We start from the raw sequence: 22,000 nt of genomic DNA, 5'->3' as shown, positions 1-22,000 counted from the left end.
ATAGAGTAAGGCGCTTGCTTAAGCGCGGCGGCCCGTCGATCGTAAGGACATTGAAGTGATTATGGCTCAACCCCATCTTTTGGCAGAAAGAATTTCTCGCCTGAGCAATGCGTTAGAAAAAGGATTGTATGAGCGGCATCATGCCATTCGCCTTTGCCTGCTGGCGGCGCTGAGCGGTGAAAGCGTGTTCCTGCTGGGCCCGCCCGGCATCGCCAAGAGCCTGATAGCACGCCGCCTCAAATATGCCTTTCAGCACGCCCGCGCCTTTGAATATCTGATGACCCGTTTCTCGACGCCGGAAGAGGTGTTTGGCCCGCTCTCCATTCAGGCGCTGAAGGATGAAGGGCGCTATCAGCGCCTCACTAAAGGGTATCTGCCCGACGCAGAGATTGTGTTTCTGGATGAGATCTGGAAAGCCGGCCCGGCGATTCTGAATACCCTGCTGACCGCCATCAACGAACGCCGCTTCCGCAATGGTGACAGCGAAGAGACCATCCCGATGCGTCTGCTGGTCACCGCCTCCAATGAACTCCCGGAAGCGGACAGCGGTCTTGAGGCGCTCTATGACCGGATGCTGATCCGCCTGTGGCTGGATAACGTGCATGAGAAGCAGAACTTCCGCAGCATGCTGACTCACCAGCAGGATGAACACGCCAATCCGGTGGCGGAATCTCTGCGCATCAGCGATGAGGAGTATGCGCAGTGGCAGCTCAGCATCAGCCAGGTGGGGCTGCCGGATGCCGTTTTCGAGCTGATCTATCAGCTGCGTCAGCAGCTGGAGAGCCAGCCTGCCGCCCCCTACATTTCCGATCGTCGCTGGAAAAAAGCCATTCACCTGTTACAGGCCAGCGCCTTTTACAGCGGACGCAGCGCGATTGCGCCGATAGACCTGATCCTGCTGAAAGATTGCCTCTGGCACGACGTGGCGTCCATGCAGCTGCTGGAACGCGAAATCGACCATCTGATGACACAACACGCCTGGCAGCAGCAGCCGATGCTGCTGAAACTGCATCAGATCAAAGCCCGTCGTCTGGCGCTGCAGCAACAGCAGAGCGTGGCGCAGGCCATCACGCTGGAGAAGCACAGCGGCATGTTCAGCCGCAAGCCGCACTACGATATGCCCGAAAGCCTCACCGACGAGCAGCTGACGCTGATGCTGCAAAAGCCGCTGATGCTGCACGATATGCAGGTTACCCACCTGGTGATCGCGCGTGATGCGCTGAACCAGTGGCTGCAGAAAGGGGGCGAGGTGCGCGGCAAACTCAACGGCATCGGCTTTGCTCAGAGTCTGGATCTTCAGGTGGATGCGCAGCACTGCCTGGCGATCCGCGATGTCAGTCTGCAGTCGTCGCGGCTGACCCTGCCCGGCGTCAGCAACAGCGAGCCGCTGCCCGGTGAGATTACCGAGGCACTGGATGCACTGGAGAGTGAACTGCGCACCCAGCGGCATCTCTTCAGTCAGCATCAGCGCTGCCTGTTTATCAGCGACGACTGGCTGGCGCGGGTCGAAACCAGCCTGCAGGATGTGGCAGAGCAGATGAAACAGGCGCGTAAATGATCTCCGTGGAGACGCTCAGCACCCTGCTCTCGGTGGGTGAGACCGAACTGATTGAAGAGCTGATCGTCGCCCTGCTGGCCTCCCCACAGCTTGCGCTGTTTTTTGAAAAGTTTCCCGGGCTGAAAAAAGCGCTGCTACGCGATGTGCCGCGCTGGCGGGCCGAGATCAACGCGGAACTCAAAGCCACCCCGGTTCCGGCCACGCTGGCAGAGGAGTTTCAGCTCTTTCAGCGGGTTCAGCTCCTCAGCGATCGTGAATTCATCCACCAGCTGGATGCGACGCTTCAGGCGCTGCAAAGCCTGCCTTCGCCCTTCCTGGATGAAGCGAACCGGCTGTTGCAGCACACCGATATCCACCATCTCAGCAGCGCGCAGCACCAGCTTTTTCTGCAGCGCTGGCGGCTGAGTCTGACCTTACAGACCCTGACCCTGAATCAGCAGCTGCTGGAGCAGCAGCGCGAACGCCTGCTGGCGGAGCTGCAGCAGCGCATGGCGCTGAGCGGTCAGCTGGCCCCGATCCTGGGGGACGATGATGAAGCGGCGGCAGGCCGGTTATGGGACATGAGCAAAGCGTCACTGCAGCCCGGCGACTATCAGCTGATGCTGCAATATGGTGATTTTCTCGCGCAGCAACCGGAGCTGCTGAAGCTGGCACAGCAGCTGGGCCGCAGTCGGGAGGCTAAATCGGTGCCGTCACAGGATGCCCCGATGGAGGCCTTTCACCATCTGGTGCAGGAGCCCGCTTCCGTGCCGGAAGAGGTGAGCGGCATTCATCAGAGCGATGACGTACTGCGTCTGCTGCCGCCGGAGTTAGCCGCGCTGAGCATCAGCGAACTGGAGCTGGAGTTTTACCGGCGCCTGGTTGAGAAACGGCTGCTGACATATCGTCTGCAGGGCGAGGCCTGGCACGAAAAAGTGACGATGCGGCCGGCCAGCCATCAGCAGCATGAGGAGCAGCCCCGCGGGCCGTTTATCGTCTGCGTGGATACCTCCGGCTCCATGGGGGGCTTCAACGAGCGCTGCGCAAAAGCGTTTTGTCTGGCGCTGCTGAAAGTCGCGCTGGCTGACCGGCGTCGCTGCTACATCATGCTGTTTGCCCATGAAGTCATCGGCTACGAGCTGACCGGGGAAGATGGGCTGGAACAGGCGATTCGCTTTCTCAGCCAGCGCTTTCGTGGCGGCACCGATCTGGCCGCCTGCCTCTCCTCGGTGGTGAACCGGATGGAGGGCGCACTGTGGCAGGAAGCGGATGCGGTCATCGTCTCCGATTTCATCGGCCAGCGTCTGCCGGAAGAGGTGATCGGGGCGATAAAACAGCGCCAGCGACACAATCAGCAACGTTTTCACGCGGTGGCCATGTCGGCCCACGGGAAACCCGGTATTCTGCGCATCTTCGACCATATCTGGCGTTTCGATACCGGCATGAAAAGCCGCCTTCTGCGCCACTGGCGCCGTTAAAAGCCTGTCCCGACAGGCGTAATTGTTGCAGGCAGTCTGGACACGGACAGCGCGGAACAACCGGAGCGTACACGGAGTACGTGAGGATTGTGAGCACTGCCCAGGTTCAGAGTGGCAAATAAAATAGCCTGACGGGCAGGCTCTAAGTCATCTGGCAGAAAAGCTTCTTTGCTATAGTGAATTACCGTTTCACTTACTCAGCAATCTGGAGCTTCCTGTGACGCTTGCTCAACCCCACCGCGATCTGCCTGCACCTACGCGGACGTTATTGCTCTCCGGCCAGAATAGCGAACAAAAACGTGCCGATTTGCTGGCCTATTTCCATCAGACCTGGGACCAGTATGAGAGTCTGTTTACCTGTCTGGCGGATCCGCAGGCCTGGTTCACCAAAGCCATTCCGCTGCGCCACCCCCTGATTTTCTATTTCGGTCACACGGCGACCTTCTACATTAATAAGCTGATGGCCGGACGTCTCATCGACGCGCGTCTGAACGATCGCATCGAAGCGATGATGGCGATTGGGGTGGATGAGATGAGCTGGGACGATCTCAACGACAGTCACTACGACTGGCCCACCGTCGATGAAGTGCGTGAATACCGGGGACGCGTGAAAGCCCTGGTCAGCGATCTCATCCAGACCATGCCGCTCACTCTGCCGATCGACTGGGAAAGTCCGGCCTGGGTGATCCTGATGGGCATCGAGCATGAGCGCATCCATCTGGAAACCTCCAGCGTGTTGATCCGCCAGCTTCCGATTGAGTGGGTTAAGCCGCAGTCCGCATGGCCCATCTGTCCGCTGGCGCGCCACCAGCGTCAGGCTGTTCCGGCCAACGCCCTGCTGCCGATGCCTGGCGGCACGGTCACGCTGGGTAAAACTGACGACACCTACGGCTGGGATAATGAGTATGGCCGCCAGCAGATTACGCTGCAGCCGTTCCAGGCGAGCAAAATGCTGGTCAGCAACGCAGAATTTCTGGCCTTCGTCGAGGCGGGAGGATATCAGGATCGTCGCTGGTGGGATGATGAAGGCTGGGGCTGGTGTCAGTTTGCCAAAGCAGAGATGCCCACTTTCTGGGTTGGCACACCTGCGATGCCCGATCAGCTGAAACTGCGTCTGATGTGTGAAGAGGTGGCGATGCCCTGGGACTGGCCTGCCGAGGTCAATCAGCTGGAAGCCGCCGCCTTCTGCCGCTGGAAAGCAGAGCAGACGGGGCTGGCGATACAGCTTCCCTGCGAAGCGGAGTGGACTCAGCTGCGCGAACAGGTTGCCGGCGACCAGCCGCACTGGGAGCAGGCACCGGGCAACATTAACCTGGCTTACTGGGCCTCTTCGTCACCGGTCGATCTGTTCGCCCAGGGCGACTTCTTCGATATCGTCGGCAACGTCTGGCAGTGGACCACCACGCCAATTAACGGCTTCGAAGGCTTCCGGGTCCATCCGCTTTACGACGATTTCTCGACGCCGACGTTTGATGGCAAACACTCGCTGATCAAAGGGGGCAGCTGGATATCCACCGGCAACGAAGCCCTGAAATCGGCACGCTATGCGTTTCGCCGCCACTTCTTCCAGCATGCCGGTTTCCGCTATGTGGTGTCCGGGCACAGGGAGAGCATGGCGCTGAATCCGTATGAGTCTGACGCCATGGTGTCGCAGTATCTCGACTTCCAGTATGGCCCGCGCTATTTCGGCGTGGAAAACTATGCCGAAAGCCTGGTGAAGCTGGCGCTGAATTACACCCGCGCCCGGGGCGACGCCCTGGATATCGGCTGCGCGACCGGACGCGCCAGTTTCGAACTGGCCCGCCACTTCGAACGCGTCACCGGCATGGACTACTCGGCGCGCTTCATCGATGTGGCGCTGCAGCTGACCAGCGGTGAAGATTTCCGCTATCTCCTGCCTCAGGAGGGCGATCTGGTCGAGTATCGTCAGGTTCGCCTGAAAGATTTCGATCTGGAGAGCGATCTGGCGCAGCGAATCCGCTTTGTGCAGGGGGACGCCTGCAACCTGAAGCCGCAACCGGCCGGTTACGATCTGGTGCTTGCCTCCAATCTGATCGATCGTCTGCGTCAGCCCGCGCGCTTCCTGCAGGATGTGACGCCGATGCTGCGTCCGGGCGGCATTCTGCTGCTCTCATCGCCTTACACCTGGCTGGAAGATTTCACGCCGAAAGAGAACTGGCTGGGCGGCGTGCGGGAAAACGGAGAGGCCCTGACGACCCTGCAGGCGCTGCAACGGCTGCTGGCCGCCGACTTCGAGCTGATCGATGAACCGCAGGATGTGCCGTTCGTGATCCGCGAAACGGCCCGCAAGTTCCAGCATACGCTGGCGCAGGTCACCGTCTGGCGCAAACGCTAAGCAACCCGGCAGCGGCGCCCGTCGCTGCCGGGAGTTGCCTGAACCACTATTTTGCTGCACATTCACCCTTGTTCACTTAAGCAGACCCACAACGAGGATGGCCATGGCCGAACATCTGCAGCTCGACAATCTGGATCGCGGCATTCTGAATGCCCTGCTGGAGAATGCGCGCACCGCTTACGCCGAGCTGGCAAAGCAGTTTAATGTCAGTCCCGGCACCATTCATGTGCGCGTAGAGAAGATGAAGCAGGCGGGTATTATCCTGGGCACGCGGGTGGATATCGATCCGCGCCAGCTGGGGTTTGATGTCTGCTGCTTTATCGGCATTATCCTGAAGAGCGCGCGTGACTATCCGGCGGCGCTGAGCAAACTGGATGCGCTGGATGAGGTGGTTGAAGCCTGGTACACCACCGGTCACTACAGCATCTTTATTAAAGTGATGTGCCGGTCAATCGATGCCCTGCAGCAGGTGCTGATCAACAAGATCCAGACCATTGATGAAATTCAGTCAACCGAAACCCTGATCTCGCTGCAAAACCCGATCATGCGTACCATCAAGCCCTGATCGTTCCTTTCCCTGTGCATAATCTTATCCCTGACGAATGTGGCGGCTGACAACGGCTGCGTTCGCCTTTCCCGATCCATTAACCCTGTTGTCCACAGGTGGATCACCGCTTGATCACAGCGTACAATGCTCGCCTTACTGTCCGGGAGAGCAAGATGGCCGATATTACCTTAATCAGTGGCAGTACTCTGGGAAGCGCCGAGTATGTGGCTGAACATCTGGAAGAAAAATTACAGGACGCAGGCTTCTCCACGCAGCTGCTGCATGGCCCGGAGATGGATGAGGTGCCGCAGACCGGTATCTGGCTGGTGGTCTGCTCAACGCATGGTGCCGGCGATATTCCTGACAATCTGCTGCCACTCGCTGAAGCCATCCGCGACAGCCAGCCCGATCTTTCTCAGGTTCGCTTTGGCGCTGTCGGACTCGGCAACCATGAGTACGATCTCTTTTGCGGCGCGATCCGCCAGATTGATGCGCTGCTGACCGCACAGGGGGCGCAGCGGATAGGCGATCGTCTGGAGATTGACGTGCTGGAGCATGAGATCCCTGAAGATCCGGCAGAGGCCTGGCTGGAAACGTGGAAAAACGCGATCTGAATCGTGGACGGGGATCGCGAAATAGTGACGATCCCCAGTGGAAGATGCTGATTTTATCCTTTTCCGCTCGTTTATTTTGTGGATAACTACCCTCTTTTACTGCGTATAACCGGTAGTTATCCAAAGAACAACTGATGCATGTTTTTTGAGCTGTGTATAACCTAAGGTTTTGATCCCAGCTTATACGGATCAGGATCACCGATCACTCACAGCTAGTGATCCTGCCCATCCTGTTGTTTATGCAATGCTTCTGGCACATATCCACAGGAGGCCGGGATCCTAATAAGAGATCTAACAGAAAGATCATATACAGATCTAAGATCCTTTCTTTTAAAACCGGACGATCCCGCGGCTTTCACCCCAGACGGAATTTGAGTAGAATCCACGCCCCAGGACGACGATCCTGCACGTTCATCAACCGAGGTACCACTTCATGTTTTATCAGGATCCTTTTGACGTCATCGTAATTGGTGGTGGTCATGCGGGCACCGAAGCCGCAATGGCGGCAGCCCGAATGGGTCAGCAAACCCTGTTACTCACCCATAACATTGATACGCTTGGACAAATGTCCTGCAACCCGGCGATCGGTGGCATTGGCAAAGGACATTTGGTGAAGGAAGTGGATGCCCTGGGGGGTCTGATGGCCCATGCGATCGACCAGGCCGGTATCCAGTTTAGGATACTAAACGCCAGCAAAGGGCCGGCGGTGCGGGCCACCCGTGCTCAGGCCGATCGCGTGCTCTATCGCCAGGCGGTGCGCACTGCCCTGGAGAACCAGCCCAACCTGATGATCTTCCAGCAGGCGGTCGACGATCTCATCGTTGAAAACGATCGTGTGGTGGGTGCCGTGACTCAGATGGGACTGAAGTTCCGCGCGAAAACCGTGGTACTGACCGTAGGAACCTTCCTGGACGGCAAAATTCATATCGGTCTGGACAACTACAGTGGCGGTCGCGCAGGTGATCCCCCGTCCATTCCGCTGGCAAAACGACTTCGCGCGCTGCCGCTGCGGGTAAACCGCCTCAAAACCGGCACGCCGCCGCGCATTGACGCTCGCACCATCGATTTTTCAGTGCTGAGCCCGCAGCATGGGGATAACCCGATGCCGGTCTTCTCGTTTATGGGCAGTACCGCTCAGCATCCGCAGCAGGTGCCGTGCTGGATCACTCATACCAATGAGAAAACCCACAACGTGATCCGCGAAAACCTGGATCGCAGCCCGATGTACGCCGGGATCATCGAAGGGATCGGCCCGCGCTACTGCCCGTCGATCGAAGACAAAGTCATGCGCTTTGCCGATCGTAACTCGCATCAGATCTTCCTGGAGCCGGAAGGGCTGACCAGTAATGAGATCTACCCGAACGGTATCTCTACCAGCCTGCCGTTTGACGTGCAGATGCAGATCGTCCGCTCAATGAAGGGGATGGAGAATGCGAAGATCGTGCGTCCGGGTTATGCCATCGAGTATGACTTCTTCGATCCGCGCGATCTCAAACCGACGCTGGAGAGTAAGTTTATCGACGGCCTCTTCTTTGCCGGACAGATCAACGGCACAACCGGTTATGAAGAAGCCGCTGCGCAGGGGATGCTGGCCGGTCTGAACGCCGCGCGTCAGTCTGCTGACAAAGAAGGCTGGGCACCGCGTCGCGATCAAGCTTATCTGGGCGTGCTGGTTGATGACCTCTGTACGCTCGGCACCAAAGAGCCGTACCGGATGTTCACCTCCCGTGCCGAATACCGTCTGATGCTGCGCGAAGACAATGCCGATCTGCGTCTGACCGAAACCGGCCGTGAACTGGGTCTGGTCGATGATGCACGCTGGGCGCGCTTCAATCAGAAGCTGGAAGCGATTGAGCAGGAGCGTCAGCGTCTGCGCGATATCTGGGTTCATCCAAAATCCGAACACGTTTCCGACGTCAATACGGTGCTCAGCGCACCGCTGACCAAAGAAGCGAGTGGTGAAGATCTGCTGCGTCGTCCAGAGATGACCTATCTGAAGCTGATGGCGCTGGAGGCCTTCGGCCCGGCACTGGCTGATGAGCAGGCCGCTGAGCAGGTTGAGATTCAGGTGAAGTATGAAGGCTACATCGCGCGTCAGCAGGAAGAGATCGATCGTCAGTTGCGTAATGAGAACACGCTGCTGCCGGTTGAGCTCGACTATCGCCAGGTGAATGGACTCTCCAATGAGGTGATCGCCAAGCTGAACGATCACAAGCCGACGTCGATCGGGCAGGCGACGCGCATTTCCGGTATTACCCCGGCGGCCATCTCGATTCTGCTTATTTACCTGAAAAAACAGGGTCTGATGCGCAAAAGCGCCTGATCTTAAACGGGGCGAGGAGACTCGCCCCCGCTGAATGGACTTATGCTGTGATTAACACACTCACGTCGCTGCTCAATGCAGCCGGTATTTCCCTCTCCGATCAACAAAAACAGCAGCTGGTTGCCTATGTCGGCCTGCTGGATAAGTGGAACAAAGCCTACAACCTGACCTCCGTCCGCGATCCGCAGCAGATGCTGGTGCGTCATATCCTCGACAGTATCGTGGTGGCGCCGCATCTTCAGGGCGCACGCTTTATTGATGTTGGCACCGGACCGGGTCTGCCAGGCATTCCGCTGGCTATCGTCATGCCGGAGGCGCACTTTACGCTGCTCGACAGTCTGGGCAAGCGGGTCCGGTTCCTGCGTCAGGTTCAGCATGAGTTAGGACTTACTAACATCACGCCGGTCCAGAGCCGGGTAGAGACCTTCCCGGCGGAACCCCCGTTCGACGGGGTGATCAGCCGTGCTTTTGCCTCCCTGACCGATATGGTGACCTGGTGTCATCATCTGCCGGGAAGGGAAGGGCGCTTCTTTGCGCTGAAAGGGGTGCGACCAGACGATGAAATTGCCGCTTTACCGGCGGGCTTTGGGGTAGATTCCGTCATCAGACTGCAGGTGCCTCAGCTGGACGGTGACCGCCACCTGGTCATTCTGCGTCACCAGTAACCTTATCGTCAGCAGGGTCTTAGCGCGTTTCAGCCTCAGGCCCTCTCAGGCGGCTGATTAAAAAAAACGCAGACGAGATCGGTGTGATAAAAGTTTTTGATTAAACGCGCGCGGTAAGAAGGTTAAAAAGGCCGATGGAAATTATCCGAAAAGCTCTGTTACATTTAACCTTTAATTCACATTTGGTTATCAGAAATATCACTTGTATAGCCGGGTAGCGGAATAAAAATAGTCACGTCAGAAAATATATCGCGGTAATAACCTGCCGTGCGTAATATCAGTTTCACGATTCTCAGGCACAGTTCGATGTCAATAGCCTGTTTTCCGGGAAATTACGCTTTCCGCTACAGCGATCTAATTTTAAGTGGCTGATTCAACTAGCCTTAACCGATGCAGGCCGGGCGCTGAAATAGCGCCCCGATAAAACTCATTCTGGCGCAGGTGCTTATTATGTGATCTAAAGCACGCTTTAAAAGCAAGACGCCAGTGAATTTTCAGTCCGATTCAGATGAATTCCGGCAGGGTAATCTTTGGAAAAATAGCCCTCCGGAAAGAAATTTAAATAATTGTTCACCTTTTCGCTACTTACCGATTGAAATCGCAGGTGCGGCCCGTATAATTTGCACGGCTTTTGCTGCTTGACTCAACTGCGCAAAGGCAGTCTTATACGACACGCGACATACCCCTGATGGGGCAGGAGAGTATCAGCGTCATGTCAGTGTCTCTTTACAGTGTGAAATTCGCCCGAACGGTGCTGATGATTCAGCTGGTGACGATAGTCATCATCGGCGCACTCTTTGCTGTTAAAGATGTCACGTGGGGTGTCTCTGCTCTTGCTGGCGGAGCGGCAGCCTGGCTGCCAAACGTATTGTTTTTGTTTTTAGCCTGGCGCCTGCAGGGGCAATCCCCCGCTTCGGGGCGAGTCGCGTGGAGCTTCGCTTTAGGTGAAATAGCCAAAGTGTTTGCGACCATCATTTTGCTCATTGTGGCGTTGGGTCTATTCGGCGCGGTCTTCTGGCCGGTCGGAATAACCTGGTTATCGGTGCTGGTGGTACACATGCTGGCACCGGCGGTAATTAACAACAAAGGGTAAGAGGCATCATGGCTGCAGGAGAAATCTCTACTCCGCAAGAGTACATTGGTCACCACCTGACTCATCTTCAGTTGGACCTGCGTACCTTCGAGTTAGTGAATCCGCACGACGCTCCCGCGACGTTCTGGGTATTAAATATCGATTCCATGTTTTTCTCTCTGGTGCTGGGAGTTATCTTCCTGGTGTTGTTCCGTAGCGTGGCGAAGTCTGTCACCAGCGGTGTGCCAGGGAAAATGCAGGCGGCTATCGAACTGGTTGTCGGCTTCGTTGATAGTAACGTGCGCGACATGTATCACGGTAAGAGCAAACTTATCGCCCCGCTGGCTCTGACAATCTTTGTCTGGGTCTTCCTGATGAACTTCATGGATCTGCTGCCTATCGACCTGCTGCCGACAATCGCTGAGAAAGGTTTAGGCCTGCCGGCGCTGCGCGTCGTACCGTCTGCAGACGTGAACATCACGCTCTCTATGGCGTTGGGCGTATTTATTTTGATTCTGTTCTACAGCGTCAAAATGAAAGGCATTGGCGGCTTCACGAAAGAGCTGACGCTGCAGCCTTTTAACCACCCGATCTTCATCCCGATCAACCTGATTCTGGAAGGTGTAAGCCTGCTGTCTAAGCCTGTTTCACTGGGTTTACGACTGTTCGGTAACATGTATGCGGGTGAACTGATCTTTATCCTTATTGCCGGTCTGTTGCCGTGGTGGTCACAGTGGGTGCTGAATGTGCCGTGGGCCATTTTCCACATCCTGATCATTTCGCTACAGGCTTTCATTTTCATGGTCCTCACGATCGTCTATCTGTCGATGGCATCTGAAGAGCATTGATTTTTTTCTCAACACTACTTTCCCTCCTGATTCCGGGTGGCAGCGCACGCCGCTGAAGCCCGGAAGATGAAGGGAGCATTTAACTGAAACAAACTGGAGACTGTCATGGAAAACCTGAATATGGATCTGCTGTACATGGCTGCCGCTGTGATGATGGGCCTGGCGGCAATCGGTGCTGCGATCGGTATCGGCATCCTCGGAGGAAAATTCCTGGAAGGCGCTGCTCGTCAGCCTGACCTGATTCCTCTGCTGCGTACGCAGTTCTTTGTTGTAATGGGTCTGGTGGATGCAATCCCGATGATCGCTGTTGGTCTGGGTCTGTACGTGATGTTTGCTGTCGCCTAAAGCCCTGTGTTCACTCAGCGCACAATGTGCAGGGGTGAACGGATTCTGCCGCTTATCGCTGATAACGGCAGAAAAGTTAAATACTCAATCTAGAGGCATTGTGCTGTGAACATTAATGCAACAATCCTCGGCCAGGCTATCGCGTTCATCCTGTTTGTCGCGTTCTGCATGAAGTACGTATGGCCGCCGATTATGGCTGCCATCGAAAAGCGCCAGAAAGAAATTGCTGAAGGCCTTGCTTCTGCTGAACGTGCGAAGAAAGATTTGGATCTCGCGCAGGCTAATGCGACCGACCAGCTGAAAAAAGCCAAAGAAGACGCTCAGGTCATTATCGAGCAGGCGAACAAGCGTCGCACGCAGATTCTGGACGAAGCCAAAACCGAAGCTGAAAACGAACGTAATCGTATCGTGGCACAAGCGCAGGCGGAAATTGACGCCGAACGTAAACGTGCACGTGAAGAACTGCGTAAGCAAGTCGCGTTGCTGGCTATGGCTGGCGCCGAGAAGATCATCGAACGCTCCGTGGATGAAGCTGCTAACAGCGACATCGTTGATAAACTGGTCGCTGAACTGTAAGGAGGGAGGGGCTGATGTCTGATCTGATTACTGTAGCTCGCCCCTACGCCAAAGCAGCTTTTGACTTTGCTGTTGAGCATCAAAGTATTGAACGCTGGCAACAGATGCTGGCGTTCGCCGCAGAAGTGGCTCGCAATGAACAGATGGCTGATCTTCTCTCTGGTGCGTTAGCACCGGAAGCGCTGGCAGCGTCGTTTAACGCAGTCTGTGGTGATCAACTGGATGAACCCGCGCAGAACCTGATTAAGGTGATGGCGGAAAACGGACGTTTGACAGCGCTTCCGGCTGTACTGGCCCAATACATCGAACTGCGTGACGCTCATGAAGCCACCGCTGAAGTTGATGTTATCTCCGCCAGTACGCTGAGTGACGACCAGCTGAATAAAATCAGCGCCGCGATGGAAAAACGTCTGTCACGCAAAGTTAAGCTGAATTGCAAAATTGATAAGTCTGTGATGGCAGGCGTGATCATCCGTGCGGGTGATCTGGTTATTGATGGCAGCGTACGCGGCCGTCTTGACCGTCTGGCTGACGTCTTGCAGTCTTAAGGGGACTGGAGCATATGCAACTGAATTCCACCGAAATCAGCGAACTGATCAAGCAGCGCATTGCTCAGTTCAATGTCGTGAGCGAAGCTCACAACGAAGGTACGATTGTTTCTGTAAGTGACGGTATCATCCGCGTACACGGCCTGGCCGATGTCATGCAGGGTGAGATGATTGCCCTGCCGGGTAACCGTTACGCTATCGCCCTGAACCTCGAGCGTGACTCGGTTGGTGCTGTGGTGATGGGTCCTTACGCTGACCTCGCCGAAGGCATGAAGGTTAAGTGTACTGGCCGTATTCTTGAAGTACCGGTAGGCCGTGGCCTGCTGGGCCGCGTCGTGAACACCCTGGGTGCTCCTATCGACGGTAAAGGCGCAATCGACAACGACGGTTTCTCACCGGTTGAAGTGATTGCTCCTGGCGTTATCGATCGTCAGTCAGTCGACCAGCCGGTTCAGACCGGTTATAAGTCGGTCGATGCGATGATTCCAATCGGCCGTGGCCAGCGTGAGCTGATCATCGGTGACCGTCAGACCGGTAAAACCGCGATGGCGATCGATGCGATCATCAACCAGCGCGACTCAGGCATCAAGTGTGTCTACGTTGCGATTGGTCAGAAAGCCTCAACCATCTCTAACGTGGTTCGTAAGCTGGAAGAGCATGGCGCACTGCAGAACACCATCGTTGTTGTGGCGTCTGCATCTGAATCTGCTGCACTGCAGTATCTCTCTCCGTACGCAGGTTGTGCGATGGGCGAATACTTCCGTGACCGCGGTGAAGATGCGCTGATCGTCTATGATGACCTCTCCAAGCAGGCTATCGCATACCGTCAGATCTCTCTGCTGCTGCGTCGTCCACCAGGTCGTGAAGCATTCCCTGGCGACGTGTTCTATCTCCACTCTCGTCTGCTGGAACGTGCATCACGCGTAAGCGCTGAATATGTTGAGCGTTTCACCAATGGCGCGGTGACAGGTAAAACCGGTTCACTGACTGCACTGCCGATCATCGAAACTCAGGCGGGCGACGTTTCTGCGTTCGTTCCGACCAACGTAATCTCGATTACTGACGGTCAGATCTTCCTGGAATCGAACCTGTTCAACTCCGGTATTCGTCCGGCGGTTAACCCAGGTATTTCGGTATCCCGTGTTGGTGGTGCTGCACAGACCAAGATCATCAAGAAACTGTCCGGTGGTATCCGTACCGCGCTGGCACAGTATCGTGAACTGGCGGCGTTCTCGCAGTTCGCTTCTGATCTGGATGATGCAACCCGTAAACAGCTGAGCCACGGTCAGAAAGTGACCGAGCTGCTGAAGCAGAAACAGTATGCGCCGATGTCTGTCGCGCAGCAGGGTCTGGTTCTGTTCGCTGCCGAGCGTGGCTACCTGAACGACGTTGAACTGGCAAAAATTGGTAGCTTTGAAGCTGCACTGCTAGCCTTCGCCGATCGCGACCACGCTGAGCTGATGGCTGAAATCAACCAGTCGGGCAACTTTAACAACGATATCGAAGCGAAGCTGAAAGGCCTGATCGATACGTTTAAAGCAACCCAGTCCTGGTAATGTCTGGCGGCTTGTCTGAAAAGGCAGGCCGCAAGGCTTTGAGGAGAAGCTAATGGCCGGCGCAAAAGAGATACGAAGCAAGATTGGAAGCGTGAAAAACACGCAGAAAATCACCAAAGCGATGGAAATGGTCGCCGCCTCCAAGATGCGTAAAACGCAGGAACGCATGGCGGCCAGCCGTCCGTATGCAGACACCATGCGCAAAGTGATTGGTCACCTTGCGTTGGGTAATCTGGAATACAAGCACCCTTACCTGGAACAGCGCGACGTCAAGCGCGTCGGCTACCTGGTCGTTTCAACAGACCGCGGGCTTTGTGGTGGTTTGAACATTAACCTGTTCAAAAAATTACTGGCGGATATGAAGTCCTGGTCCGATAAAGGCGTGCAGAGCGATCTGTCGATTATCGGTTCAAAAGGGGCGTCATTCTTCAGTGCTGTGGGTGGCAACATCGTGGCGCAAGTCAGCGGCATGGGCGATAAACCTGCCCTGTCTGACCTGATTGGCCCGGTAAAAGTGATGTTGCAGGCTTATGATGAAGGCCGCATCGACAAACTGATGATCGTCAGTAACAAGTTCAATAACACCATGTCTCAGACTCCGACCATCACCCAACTGCTGCCGTTAGCGCCAGCGGAAGGTGAAGAAGAGATGAAGGCGAAGACCTGGGATTACCTGTACGAACCCGATCCGAAAGCGCTGCTGGATACCCTGCTGCGTCGTTATGTCGAATCGCAGGTTTATCAGGGTGTGGTGGAAAATCTGGCCAGTGAGCAGGCCGCACGTATGGTGGCGATGAAAGCCGCAACCGATAACGGCGGAAATCTGATCAAAGAGCTGCAGTTGGTGTACAACAAAGCTCGTCAGGCCAGCATCACCCAGGAACTTACCGAGATCGTCTCGGGGGCCTCCGCGGTTTAACCAGGTTTGGAATTAGGTAGAGGATTCAAGATGGCAACTGGAAAGATTGTCCAGATTATCGGCGCCGTTGTTGACGTCGAATTCCCTCAGGACGCGGTACCGCAAGTGTACAGCGCCCTCGAGGTGATGAATGGTGATGCACGTCTGGTGCTGGAAGTTCAGCAGCAGCTGGGCGGCGGCGTTGTGCGTACCATCGCAATGGGTACGTCTGACGGCCTGAAGCGTGGTCTGAGCGTCAACGACCTGCAGAAACCGATTCAGGTTCCAGTCGGTAAAGCGACCCTGGGCCGTATCATGAACGTTCTCGGCGAGCCAATCGATATGAAAGGCGAGCTGAAAGAAGAAGATGGCAGCGCAGTAGAGATCGCCTCTATTCACCGCGCGGCACCTTCTTATGAAGATCAGTCTAACTCGCAGGAACTGCTGGAAACCGGCATCAAGGTTATCGACCTGATGTGTCCGTTTGCGAAAGGCGGTAAAGTCGGTCTGTTCGGTGGTGCGGGTGTGGGTAAAACCGTCAACATGATGGAACTGATCCGTAACATCGCGGCTGAGCACTCAGGTTACTCTGTGTTTGCCGGTGTGGGTGAGCGTACTCGTGAGGGTAACGACTTCTACCACGAAATGACCGACTCTAACGTTATCGATAAAGTTGCGCTGGTCTATGGCCAGATGAACGAGCCGCCGGGTAACCGTCTGCGCGTTGCACTGACCGGTCTGACCATGGCGGAAAAATTCCGTGATGAAGGCCGCGACGTTCTGCTGTTCATCGATAACATCTACCGTTATACCCTGGCCGGTACAGAAGTTTCTGCACTGCTGGGTCGTATGCCATCTGCGGTAGGTTACCAGCCAACGCTGGCAGAAGAGATGGGTGTGTTGCAGGAGCGTATTACCTCCACCAAGACCGGTTCAATCACCTCCGTACAGGCTGTTTACGTTCCTGCGGATGACCTGACTGACCCGTCACCAGCGACCACCTTCGCGCACCTGGACTCAACCGTTACGCTGAGCCGTCAGATCGCCTCTCTAGGTATCTACCCGGCCGTTGACCCGCTGGATTCTACCAGCCGTCAGCTGGATCCGCTGGTTGTGGGTCAGGAGCACTATGATGTTGCACGTGGCGTTCAGTCACTGCTGCAGCGTTATCAGGAGCTGAAAGACATCATCGCCATCCTCGGTATGGATGAGCTGTCTGAAGAAGACAAACTGCTGGTGGCACGTGCGCGTAAGATTCAGCGCTTCCTGTCTCAGCCGTTCTTCGTTGCGGAAGTATTCACCGGTTCACCGGGTAAATACGTTTCCCTGAAAGACACTATCCGTGGCTTTAAAGGCATCATGGAAGGTGAGTTTGACCACCTGCCAGAGCAGGCCTTCTACATGGTTGGTGCCATCGAAGAAGCCGTGGAAAAAGCGAAGAAACTGTAATAACGGTTTCCCGGGAGGAAGATTATGGCTATGACTTATCACCTGGATGTGGTCAGCGCAGAGGAGCAGTTGTTCTCTGGTCTGGTACAGAAAATTCAGGTGTCAGGTAGCGAAGGTGAACTGGGGATTTTCCCTGGCCATGCGCCGCTGCTGACTGCCATTAAGCCTGGAATGATCCGTATCGTGAAACAGCACGGCGAAGAGGAGTATATCTACCTCTCTGGCGGCGTGCTGGAAGTGCAACCGGGCAGCAGCACCGTTCTGGCCGATACCGCGATTCGCGGTACCGATCTGGATGAAGCGCGTGCTCTGGAAGCAAAACGCAAAGCAGAAGAGCACATGAACAGCAGCCACGGCGACGTGGACTATGCTCAGGCCTCTGCCGAGCTGGCGAAAGCCATTGCTAAACTGCGCGTGATCGAACTGACCAAAAAAGCGATGTAATCCAGCTTTATGCGTCACGAAATGCCAGCCCTCGGGCTGGCATTTTTTTTGTCTGCTATGGCAAATCGGCCTCTTCGCCTAATTTCGGCCTGAGAAAAATGTAGTAATCTCCCCCCTAAACCGTTTTACTTTCACCCGTAAAAATTCACCCAGGATAGTTATGTCTAACAGTGCGATGAGTGTGGTGATCCTTGCTGCTGGCAAGGGCACCCGTATGTATTCCGATCTGCCGAAAGTTCTGCATACGCTGGCAGGCAAACCGATGGTTCAGCATGTCATTGACGCCGCCAAAGGGCTGGGCGCACAGCACATCCATCTGGTTTATGGTCACGGCGGCGACCGCCTGAAAGCAACCCTCACTGATAGTGCACTCAACTGGGTGCTGCAGGCTGAACAGCTTGGCACCGGCCACGCGATGCAGCAGGCTGCGCCTGCGTTTGCCGATGATGAAGAGATCATGATGCTGTATGGTGACGTGCCGCTGATCTCCCAGGAGACCCTGAAGCGGCTGCGCGAAGCCAGACCGCAGGGCGGTATCGGGTTACTCACCGTGGTGCTGGACGACCCCACCGGATACGGGCGCATTGTGCGTGAGAACGGCACCATCACCGGCATCATCGAACAGAAAGATGCCAGCCCGGCACAGCTTGCCATTACCGAAATCAACACCGGTATCCTGATCGCCAACGGCGGCGATTTAAAACGCTGGCTGGCGCAGCTCACCAACAATAATGCGCAGGGCGAATATTACATCACCGACATTATTGCGCTGGCGCATCAGGAAGGGCGGACGATCAATGCCGTTCATCCGGCGCGTATCAGTGAAACCGACGGGGTGAACAACCGGCTGCAGCTGGCAACCTTAGAACGCACTTATCAGGCGGAACAGGCGGAAAAACTGCTGCTGGCGGGCGTGATGCTGCGCGATCCGGCCCGTTTTGACCTGCGCGGAACGCTGACGCATGGACGGGATGTGGAGATCGACACCAACGTCATTATTGAAGGCCAGGTGACGCTGGGCGCACGCGTGAAAATCGGTGCGGGCTGCATCATCAGAAACAGCGTAATCGGCGACGATTGCGAAATCAGCCCCTATAGCGTGATCGAGGATGCCACCCTCGCGACCGCCGTTACCGTCGGGCCGTTTGCCCGTCTGCGTCCCGGCAGCGATCTGGCGCACGCCGCCCATGTGGGTAACTTCGTCGAAATGAAAAAAGCGCGTCTGGGCAGAGGATCGAAAGCGGGTCACCTCTCCTATCTCGGCGATGCGGAGATCGGCGACAACGTAAATATCGGTGCAGGCACCATCACCTGTAACTATGACGGCGCGAACAAATTCAAAACCGTGATTGGCGATGACGTCTTTGTCGGCTCAGATACCCAGCTGGTGGCCCCGGTCAGCGTGGCAGCAGGCACCACTATCGCGGCAGGCACCACCATCATGAAGGATGTGACCGAAGCCGGGCTGGTCTACAACCGCAAAGAGCAGAATCACAAAGCGGACTGGCAGCGTCCGGTGAAGAAAAAATAAATTTTTAACGGCCCGCTTTATGCGGGCCGGTACAGTGCAGTGCCAAAACTATAATCCCCACTCTCTACAAGGCTCGGGGAACCGGCAAAGCCGGATATCAGGTCGCATGACAACGAAAGTGGCGAAAAGCCATGTAGTCAGGAAAACATCATTATGTGTGGAATTGTTGGTGCAGTAGCACAGCGCGATATCGCAGAGATTCTGCTGGAAGGTCTGCGTCGTCTTGAATATCGCGGATATGATTCGGCCGGTCTGGCCGTGGTTGATCGTCAGGGGCACGTTACGCGCCTGCGGCGTTTAGGGAAGGTGCAGAAACTGGCGGAAGCTGCTGAACAGCAGCCGCTGATTGGGGGCACCGGCATCGCGCACACGCGCTGGGCAACCCATGGCGAGCCGTCGGAAGCGAATGCGCATCCGCACGTCTCAGAACACATCATCATCGTGCACAACGGCATTATCGAAAACCATGAGCCGCTGCGCGCGGAGCTGATCGAACGCGGCTACGTTTTTGTTTCTGAAACCGACACGGAAGTGGTGGCGCATCTGGTTCACTGGGAGCAGAAGCAGGGTGGATCGCTGCGTGACGTGGTGCTGCGCGTGATCCCGCAGCTGCGCGGTGCCTATGGCATGGTCATCATGGACAGCCGCGATCCTTCACGGCTGGTGGCGGCCCGTTCCGGCAGCCCGCTGGTCATCGGTCGCGGCGTGGGTGAAAACTTTATCGCCTCCGATCAGCTGGCGCTACTGCCGGTCACCCGTCGCTTCATCTATCTGGAAGAGGGCGATATCGCCGAGATCAGCCGCCGCGACGTGACGGTAATCGATCGTGAAGGCAACAGCGTGACGCGCGCCGAAATTGAGTCGAACCTGCAATATGATGCCGGTGACAAAGGCATTTACCGTCACTACATGCAGAAAGAGATCTATGAACAGCCGATGGCGCTGAAAAGTACCCTGAGCGGTCGCTTCAGCCAGGGGCAGGTGGATCTCAGCGAGCTGGGTGCGGGTGCCGAGGCGCTGCTGAGCCAGGTCGAGCATATCCAGATTATCGCCTGCGGCACCTCCTATAACTCTGGCATGGTGTCACGCTACTGGTTTGAGTCGCTGGCCAACATCCCCTGTGATGTTGAGATCGCCTCGGAGTTCCGCTACCGCAAGTCAGCGGTGCGCAAAAACAGCCTGCTGATCACCCTGTCGCAGTCGGGCGAGACCGCCGACACCCTGGCGGCGCTGCGCCTCTCGAAAGAGCTGGGCTACCTGGGATCGCTGGCGGTCTGCAACGTGGCCGGTTCGTCGCTGGTGCGCGAGTCGGACCTGGCGCTGATGACCAAAGCGGGCACGGAAATCGGCGTCGCGTCGACCAAGGCGTTCACCACGCAGCTCGCCGTCCTGCTGATGCTGGTGGCGAAACTGGGCCGTCTGAAAGGGATGTCCGCCGACACCGAGCATGAGATCGTGCACGCGCTGCAGGCGCTGCCCAGCCGGATTGAGCAGATGCTGGCGCAGGATAAGCTGATTGAGAATCTGGCCGAAGGCTTCTCTGACAAGCATCACGCGCTGTTCCTGGGACGTGGCGATCAGTATCCGATCGCTATGGAAGGGGCGCTGAAGCTCAAAGAGATCTCCTACATCCATGCGGAAGCTTACGCCGCTGGCGAACTGAAGCATGGCCCGCTGGCGCTGATTGATGCCGATATGCCGGTAATCGTTGTGGCACCCAACAACGAACTGCTGGAGAAGCTCAAATCCAACATCGAAGAGGTGCGCGCCCGTGGCGGCCTGCTCTATGTCTTTGCCGACCAGGATGCCGGCTTCAGCGACAGTGACGGGATGAAGATTATCCCGCTGCCGCATGTCGAAGAGGTGATTGCGCCGATCTTCTACACCGTGCCGTTGCAGTTACTTTCCTATCACGTCGCCCTGATCAAAGGCACCGACGTCGACCAGCCCCGTAACCTGGCCAAATCGGTTACCGTGGAATAATCAGGTGGGCCCCAGAGTGGGCCCACTTCATTTTTGCGCACTGTCATATAACTGTCATATTTCGTACATTTCACTGTCATCAAACTGTCCTATTTTCCCTCCTGCAGCAATCACTGACTCTTACTAAAACGGCCCCGAGCCTGACTTTTCTCCCCTGGAGGGAACATGACACTGATGCGTAGCACCGTAGCCCGAATTCTTGCCACCACCTTCGCCGTCAGCGCGGTATCTGCTTTTGCGGCCACCGATCTCACGGGCGCTGGCGGGACATTCCCGGCACCGGTTTATGCCAAGTGGGCAGCAGAATATCAGCAAGCCACCGGTAGCAAAATTAACTACCAGGGCATCGGTTCATCCGGTGGTGTCAAACAGATCATCGCCAAAACCGTAGATTTCGGTGCGTCCGATGCGCCTATGAAAGAGGAAGATCTGCAGAAAAATGGCCTGTTCCAGTTCCCGACCGTCATCGGTGGCGTGGTACTGGCGGTTAACCTGCCAGGCATCAAGTCAGGCCAGCTGACGCTGGATGGCAAAACCGTCGGTGATATCTACCTCGGCACCATTAAAAAGTGGAACGACCCGGCGATTGCCAGACTTAACCCGGGCGTAAAACTGCCAGAGACCAACATCAACGTGGTGCGCCGCGCTGATGGTTCAGGCACCTCGTTCGTCTTCACCAGCTATCTGGCGAAGGTGAACCCGGAGTGGAACAGCAAAATCGGTAAAGGGAACACCGTTAACTGGCCGGTCGGTCTGGGCGGGAAAGGCAACGACGGTGTCGCCGCCTTTGTTCAGCGTCTGCCGGGTTCAATCGGCTACGTGGAATATGCCTACGCCAAACAGAATAACCTGACCTACACCAAACTGATGGATGCCGATGGCAAAGCGGTCGCGCCAGACGAAACCAGCTTCAGCAATGCTGCGAAAGGCGCTGACTGGAGCAAATCGTTTGCCCAGGATCTGACCTTCCAGAAGGGTGCAGATGCCTGGCCTATCTCCTCCACCACCTTCATTCTGATCTACAAGGATCAGGCGAATGCGGCCAAAGGCGCTGAAGTGCTGAAGTTCTTCGACTGGGCTTACAAAAGCGGCGGCAAAACGGCTAACGCGCTGGATTATGCGGCGCTGCCTGCGAGCGTAACCGAACAGATCCGTGCCGCATGGAAAGCCAACATCAAAGACAGTTCTGGTAAAGCGCTTTATCAGTAATTGAACGACCCTGACCGGACG

Annotated in this window: 19 protein-coding genes; all 19 read left to right on the top strand. The window is 56.2% G+C overall.

The window, feature by feature from the left end; translation table 11 throughout:
- The first annotated feature begins 61 nt into the window (after positions 1–61).
- Positions 62–1,558, top strand: coding sequence for an ATPase RavA (gene ravA / locus HFD92_RS19455; protein ID WP_167429525.1), 1,497 nt, complete (start codon positions 62–64; stop codon positions 1,556–1,558).
- On the top strand, positions 1,555–3,015 hold the full coding sequence (viaA, locus tag HFD92_RS19450) for an ATPase RavA stimulator ViaA (protein WP_167429524.1): 1,461 nt from the start codon (positions 1,555–1,557) through the stop codon (positions 3,013–3,015). Before ravA ends, viaA begins: the two co-directional genes overlap by 4 nt.
- Before the next feature lie 217 nt (positions 3,016–3,232).
- Positions 3,233–5,371: a 5-histidylcysteine sulfoxide synthase gene (ovoA, locus tag HFD92_RS19445; RefSeq protein WP_154929064.1), complete on the top strand. Its 2,139-nt coding sequence runs from the start codon at positions 3,233–3,235 to the stop codon at positions 5,369–5,371.
- A 103-nt stretch (positions 5,372–5,474) separates the two neighbouring features.
- Positions 5,475–5,936, top strand: coding sequence for a transcriptional regulator AsnC (asnC, locus tag HFD92_RS19440; protein WP_009088190.1), 462 nt, complete (start codon positions 5,475–5,477; stop codon positions 5,934–5,936).
- A 155-nt stretch (positions 5,937–6,091) separates the two neighbouring features.
- Positions 6,092–6,532 (top strand): FMN-binding protein MioC, encoded by a 441-nt coding sequence (gene mioC / locus HFD92_RS19435; RefSeq protein WP_167429523.1) that lies wholly within the window; start codon positions 6,092–6,094, stop codon positions 6,530–6,532.
- A gap of 433 nt (positions 6,533–6,965) precedes the next feature.
- Positions 6,966–8,855 carry a tRNA uridine-5-carboxymethylaminomethyl(34) synthesis enzyme MnmG gene (mnmG, locus tag HFD92_RS19430; protein ID WP_167429522.1) on the top strand — a complete coding sequence of 630 codons (1,890 nt, stop codon included), beginning with the start codon at positions 6,966–6,968 and terminating at the stop codon, positions 8,853–8,855.
- Positions 8,856–8,902: 47 nt separating this feature from the next.
- Positions 8,903–9,520 carry a 16S rRNA (guanine(527)-N(7))-methyltransferase RsmG gene (gene rsmG, locus HFD92_RS19425; protein ID WP_167429521.1) on the top strand — a complete coding sequence of 206 codons (618 nt, stop codon included), beginning with the start codon at positions 8,903–8,905 and terminating at the stop codon, positions 9,518–9,520.
- 712 nt (positions 9,521–10,232) lie between these two features.
- Positions 10,233–10,613, top strand: a complete 381-nt coding sequence (gene atpI / locus HFD92_RS19420; RefSeq protein ID WP_009088196.1) for a F0F1 ATP synthase subunit I — start codon at positions 10,233–10,235, stop codon at positions 10,611–10,613.
- Positions 10,614–10,621: 8 nt separating this feature from the next.
- Positions 10,622–11,440, top strand: a complete 819-nt coding sequence (gene atpB, locus HFD92_RS19415) for a F0F1 ATP synthase subunit A (protein ID WP_046100889.1) — start codon at positions 10,622–10,624, stop codon at positions 11,438–11,440.
- A 105-nt stretch (positions 11,441–11,545) separates the two neighbouring features.
- Positions 11,546–11,785: a F0F1 ATP synthase subunit C gene (gene atpE / locus HFD92_RS19410; RefSeq protein WP_003849523.1), complete on the top strand. Its 240-nt coding sequence runs from the start codon at positions 11,546–11,548 to the stop codon at positions 11,783–11,785.
- A gap of 105 nt (positions 11,786–11,890) precedes the next feature.
- A complete protein-coding gene (gene atpF / locus HFD92_RS19405; RefSeq protein ID WP_009088200.1) occupies positions 11,891–12,361 on the top strand; it encodes a F0F1 ATP synthase subunit B in 471 nt (156 codons plus the stop codon).
- 14 nt (positions 12,362–12,375) lie between these two features.
- Positions 12,376–12,909, top strand: coding sequence for a F0F1 ATP synthase subunit delta (gene atpH, locus HFD92_RS19400; protein ID WP_009088203.1), 534 nt, complete (start codon positions 12,376–12,378; stop codon positions 12,907–12,909).
- Between the two features lie 14 nt (positions 12,910–12,923).
- Entirely contained in the window at positions 12,924–14,465 is a 1,542-nt protein-coding gene (atpA, locus tag HFD92_RS19395) for a F0F1 ATP synthase subunit alpha (protein WP_009088205.1), read from the top strand.
- Positions 14,466–14,517: 52 nt separating this feature from the next.
- Positions 14,518–15,384: a F0F1 ATP synthase subunit gamma gene (gene atpG / locus HFD92_RS19390; RefSeq protein ID WP_003849534.1), complete on the top strand. Its 867-nt coding sequence runs from the start codon at positions 14,518–14,520 to the stop codon at positions 15,382–15,384.
- Positions 15,385–15,414: 30 nt separating this feature from the next.
- Positions 15,415–16,812, top strand: coding sequence for a F0F1 ATP synthase subunit beta (atpD, locus tag HFD92_RS19385; protein ID WP_058957193.1), 1,398 nt, complete (start codon positions 15,415–15,417; stop codon positions 16,810–16,812).
- A 24-nt stretch (positions 16,813–16,836) separates the two neighbouring features.
- On the top strand, positions 16,837–17,256 hold the full coding sequence (locus tag HFD92_RS19380) for a F0F1 ATP synthase subunit epsilon (protein WP_008926374.1): 420 nt from the start codon (positions 16,837–16,839) through the stop codon (positions 17,254–17,256).
- A gap of 160 nt (positions 17,257–17,416) precedes the next feature.
- Positions 17,417–18,787, top strand: coding sequence for a bifunctional UDP-N-acetylglucosamine diphosphorylase/glucosamine-1-phosphate N-acetyltransferase GlmU (gene glmU, locus HFD92_RS19375; RefSeq protein ID WP_111208005.1), 1,371 nt, complete (start codon positions 17,417–17,419; stop codon positions 18,785–18,787).
- Positions 18,788–18,940: 153 nt separating this feature from the next.
- Entirely contained in the window at positions 18,941–20,770 is a 1,830-nt protein-coding gene (gene glmS / locus HFD92_RS19370; protein ID WP_009088215.1) for a glutamine--fructose-6-phosphate transaminase (isomerizing), read from the top strand.
- 165 nt (positions 20,771–20,935) lie between these two features.
- Positions 20,936–21,979, top strand: coding sequence for a phosphate ABC transporter substrate-binding protein PstS (gene pstS / locus HFD92_RS19365; protein ID WP_009088217.1), 1,044 nt, complete (start codon positions 20,936–20,938; stop codon positions 21,977–21,979).
- The last annotated feature ends 21 nt before the right edge of the window (positions 21,980–22,000 follow it).

Origin of the sequence: Pantoea sp. EKM101V (assembly GCF_011800325.1) — a bacterium.
GTDB lineage: Bacteria > Pseudomonadota > Gammaproteobacteria > Enterobacterales > Enterobacteriaceae > Pantoea > Pantoea anthophila.
This window is presented reverse-complemented; position numbering and strand designations above follow the sequence as displayed.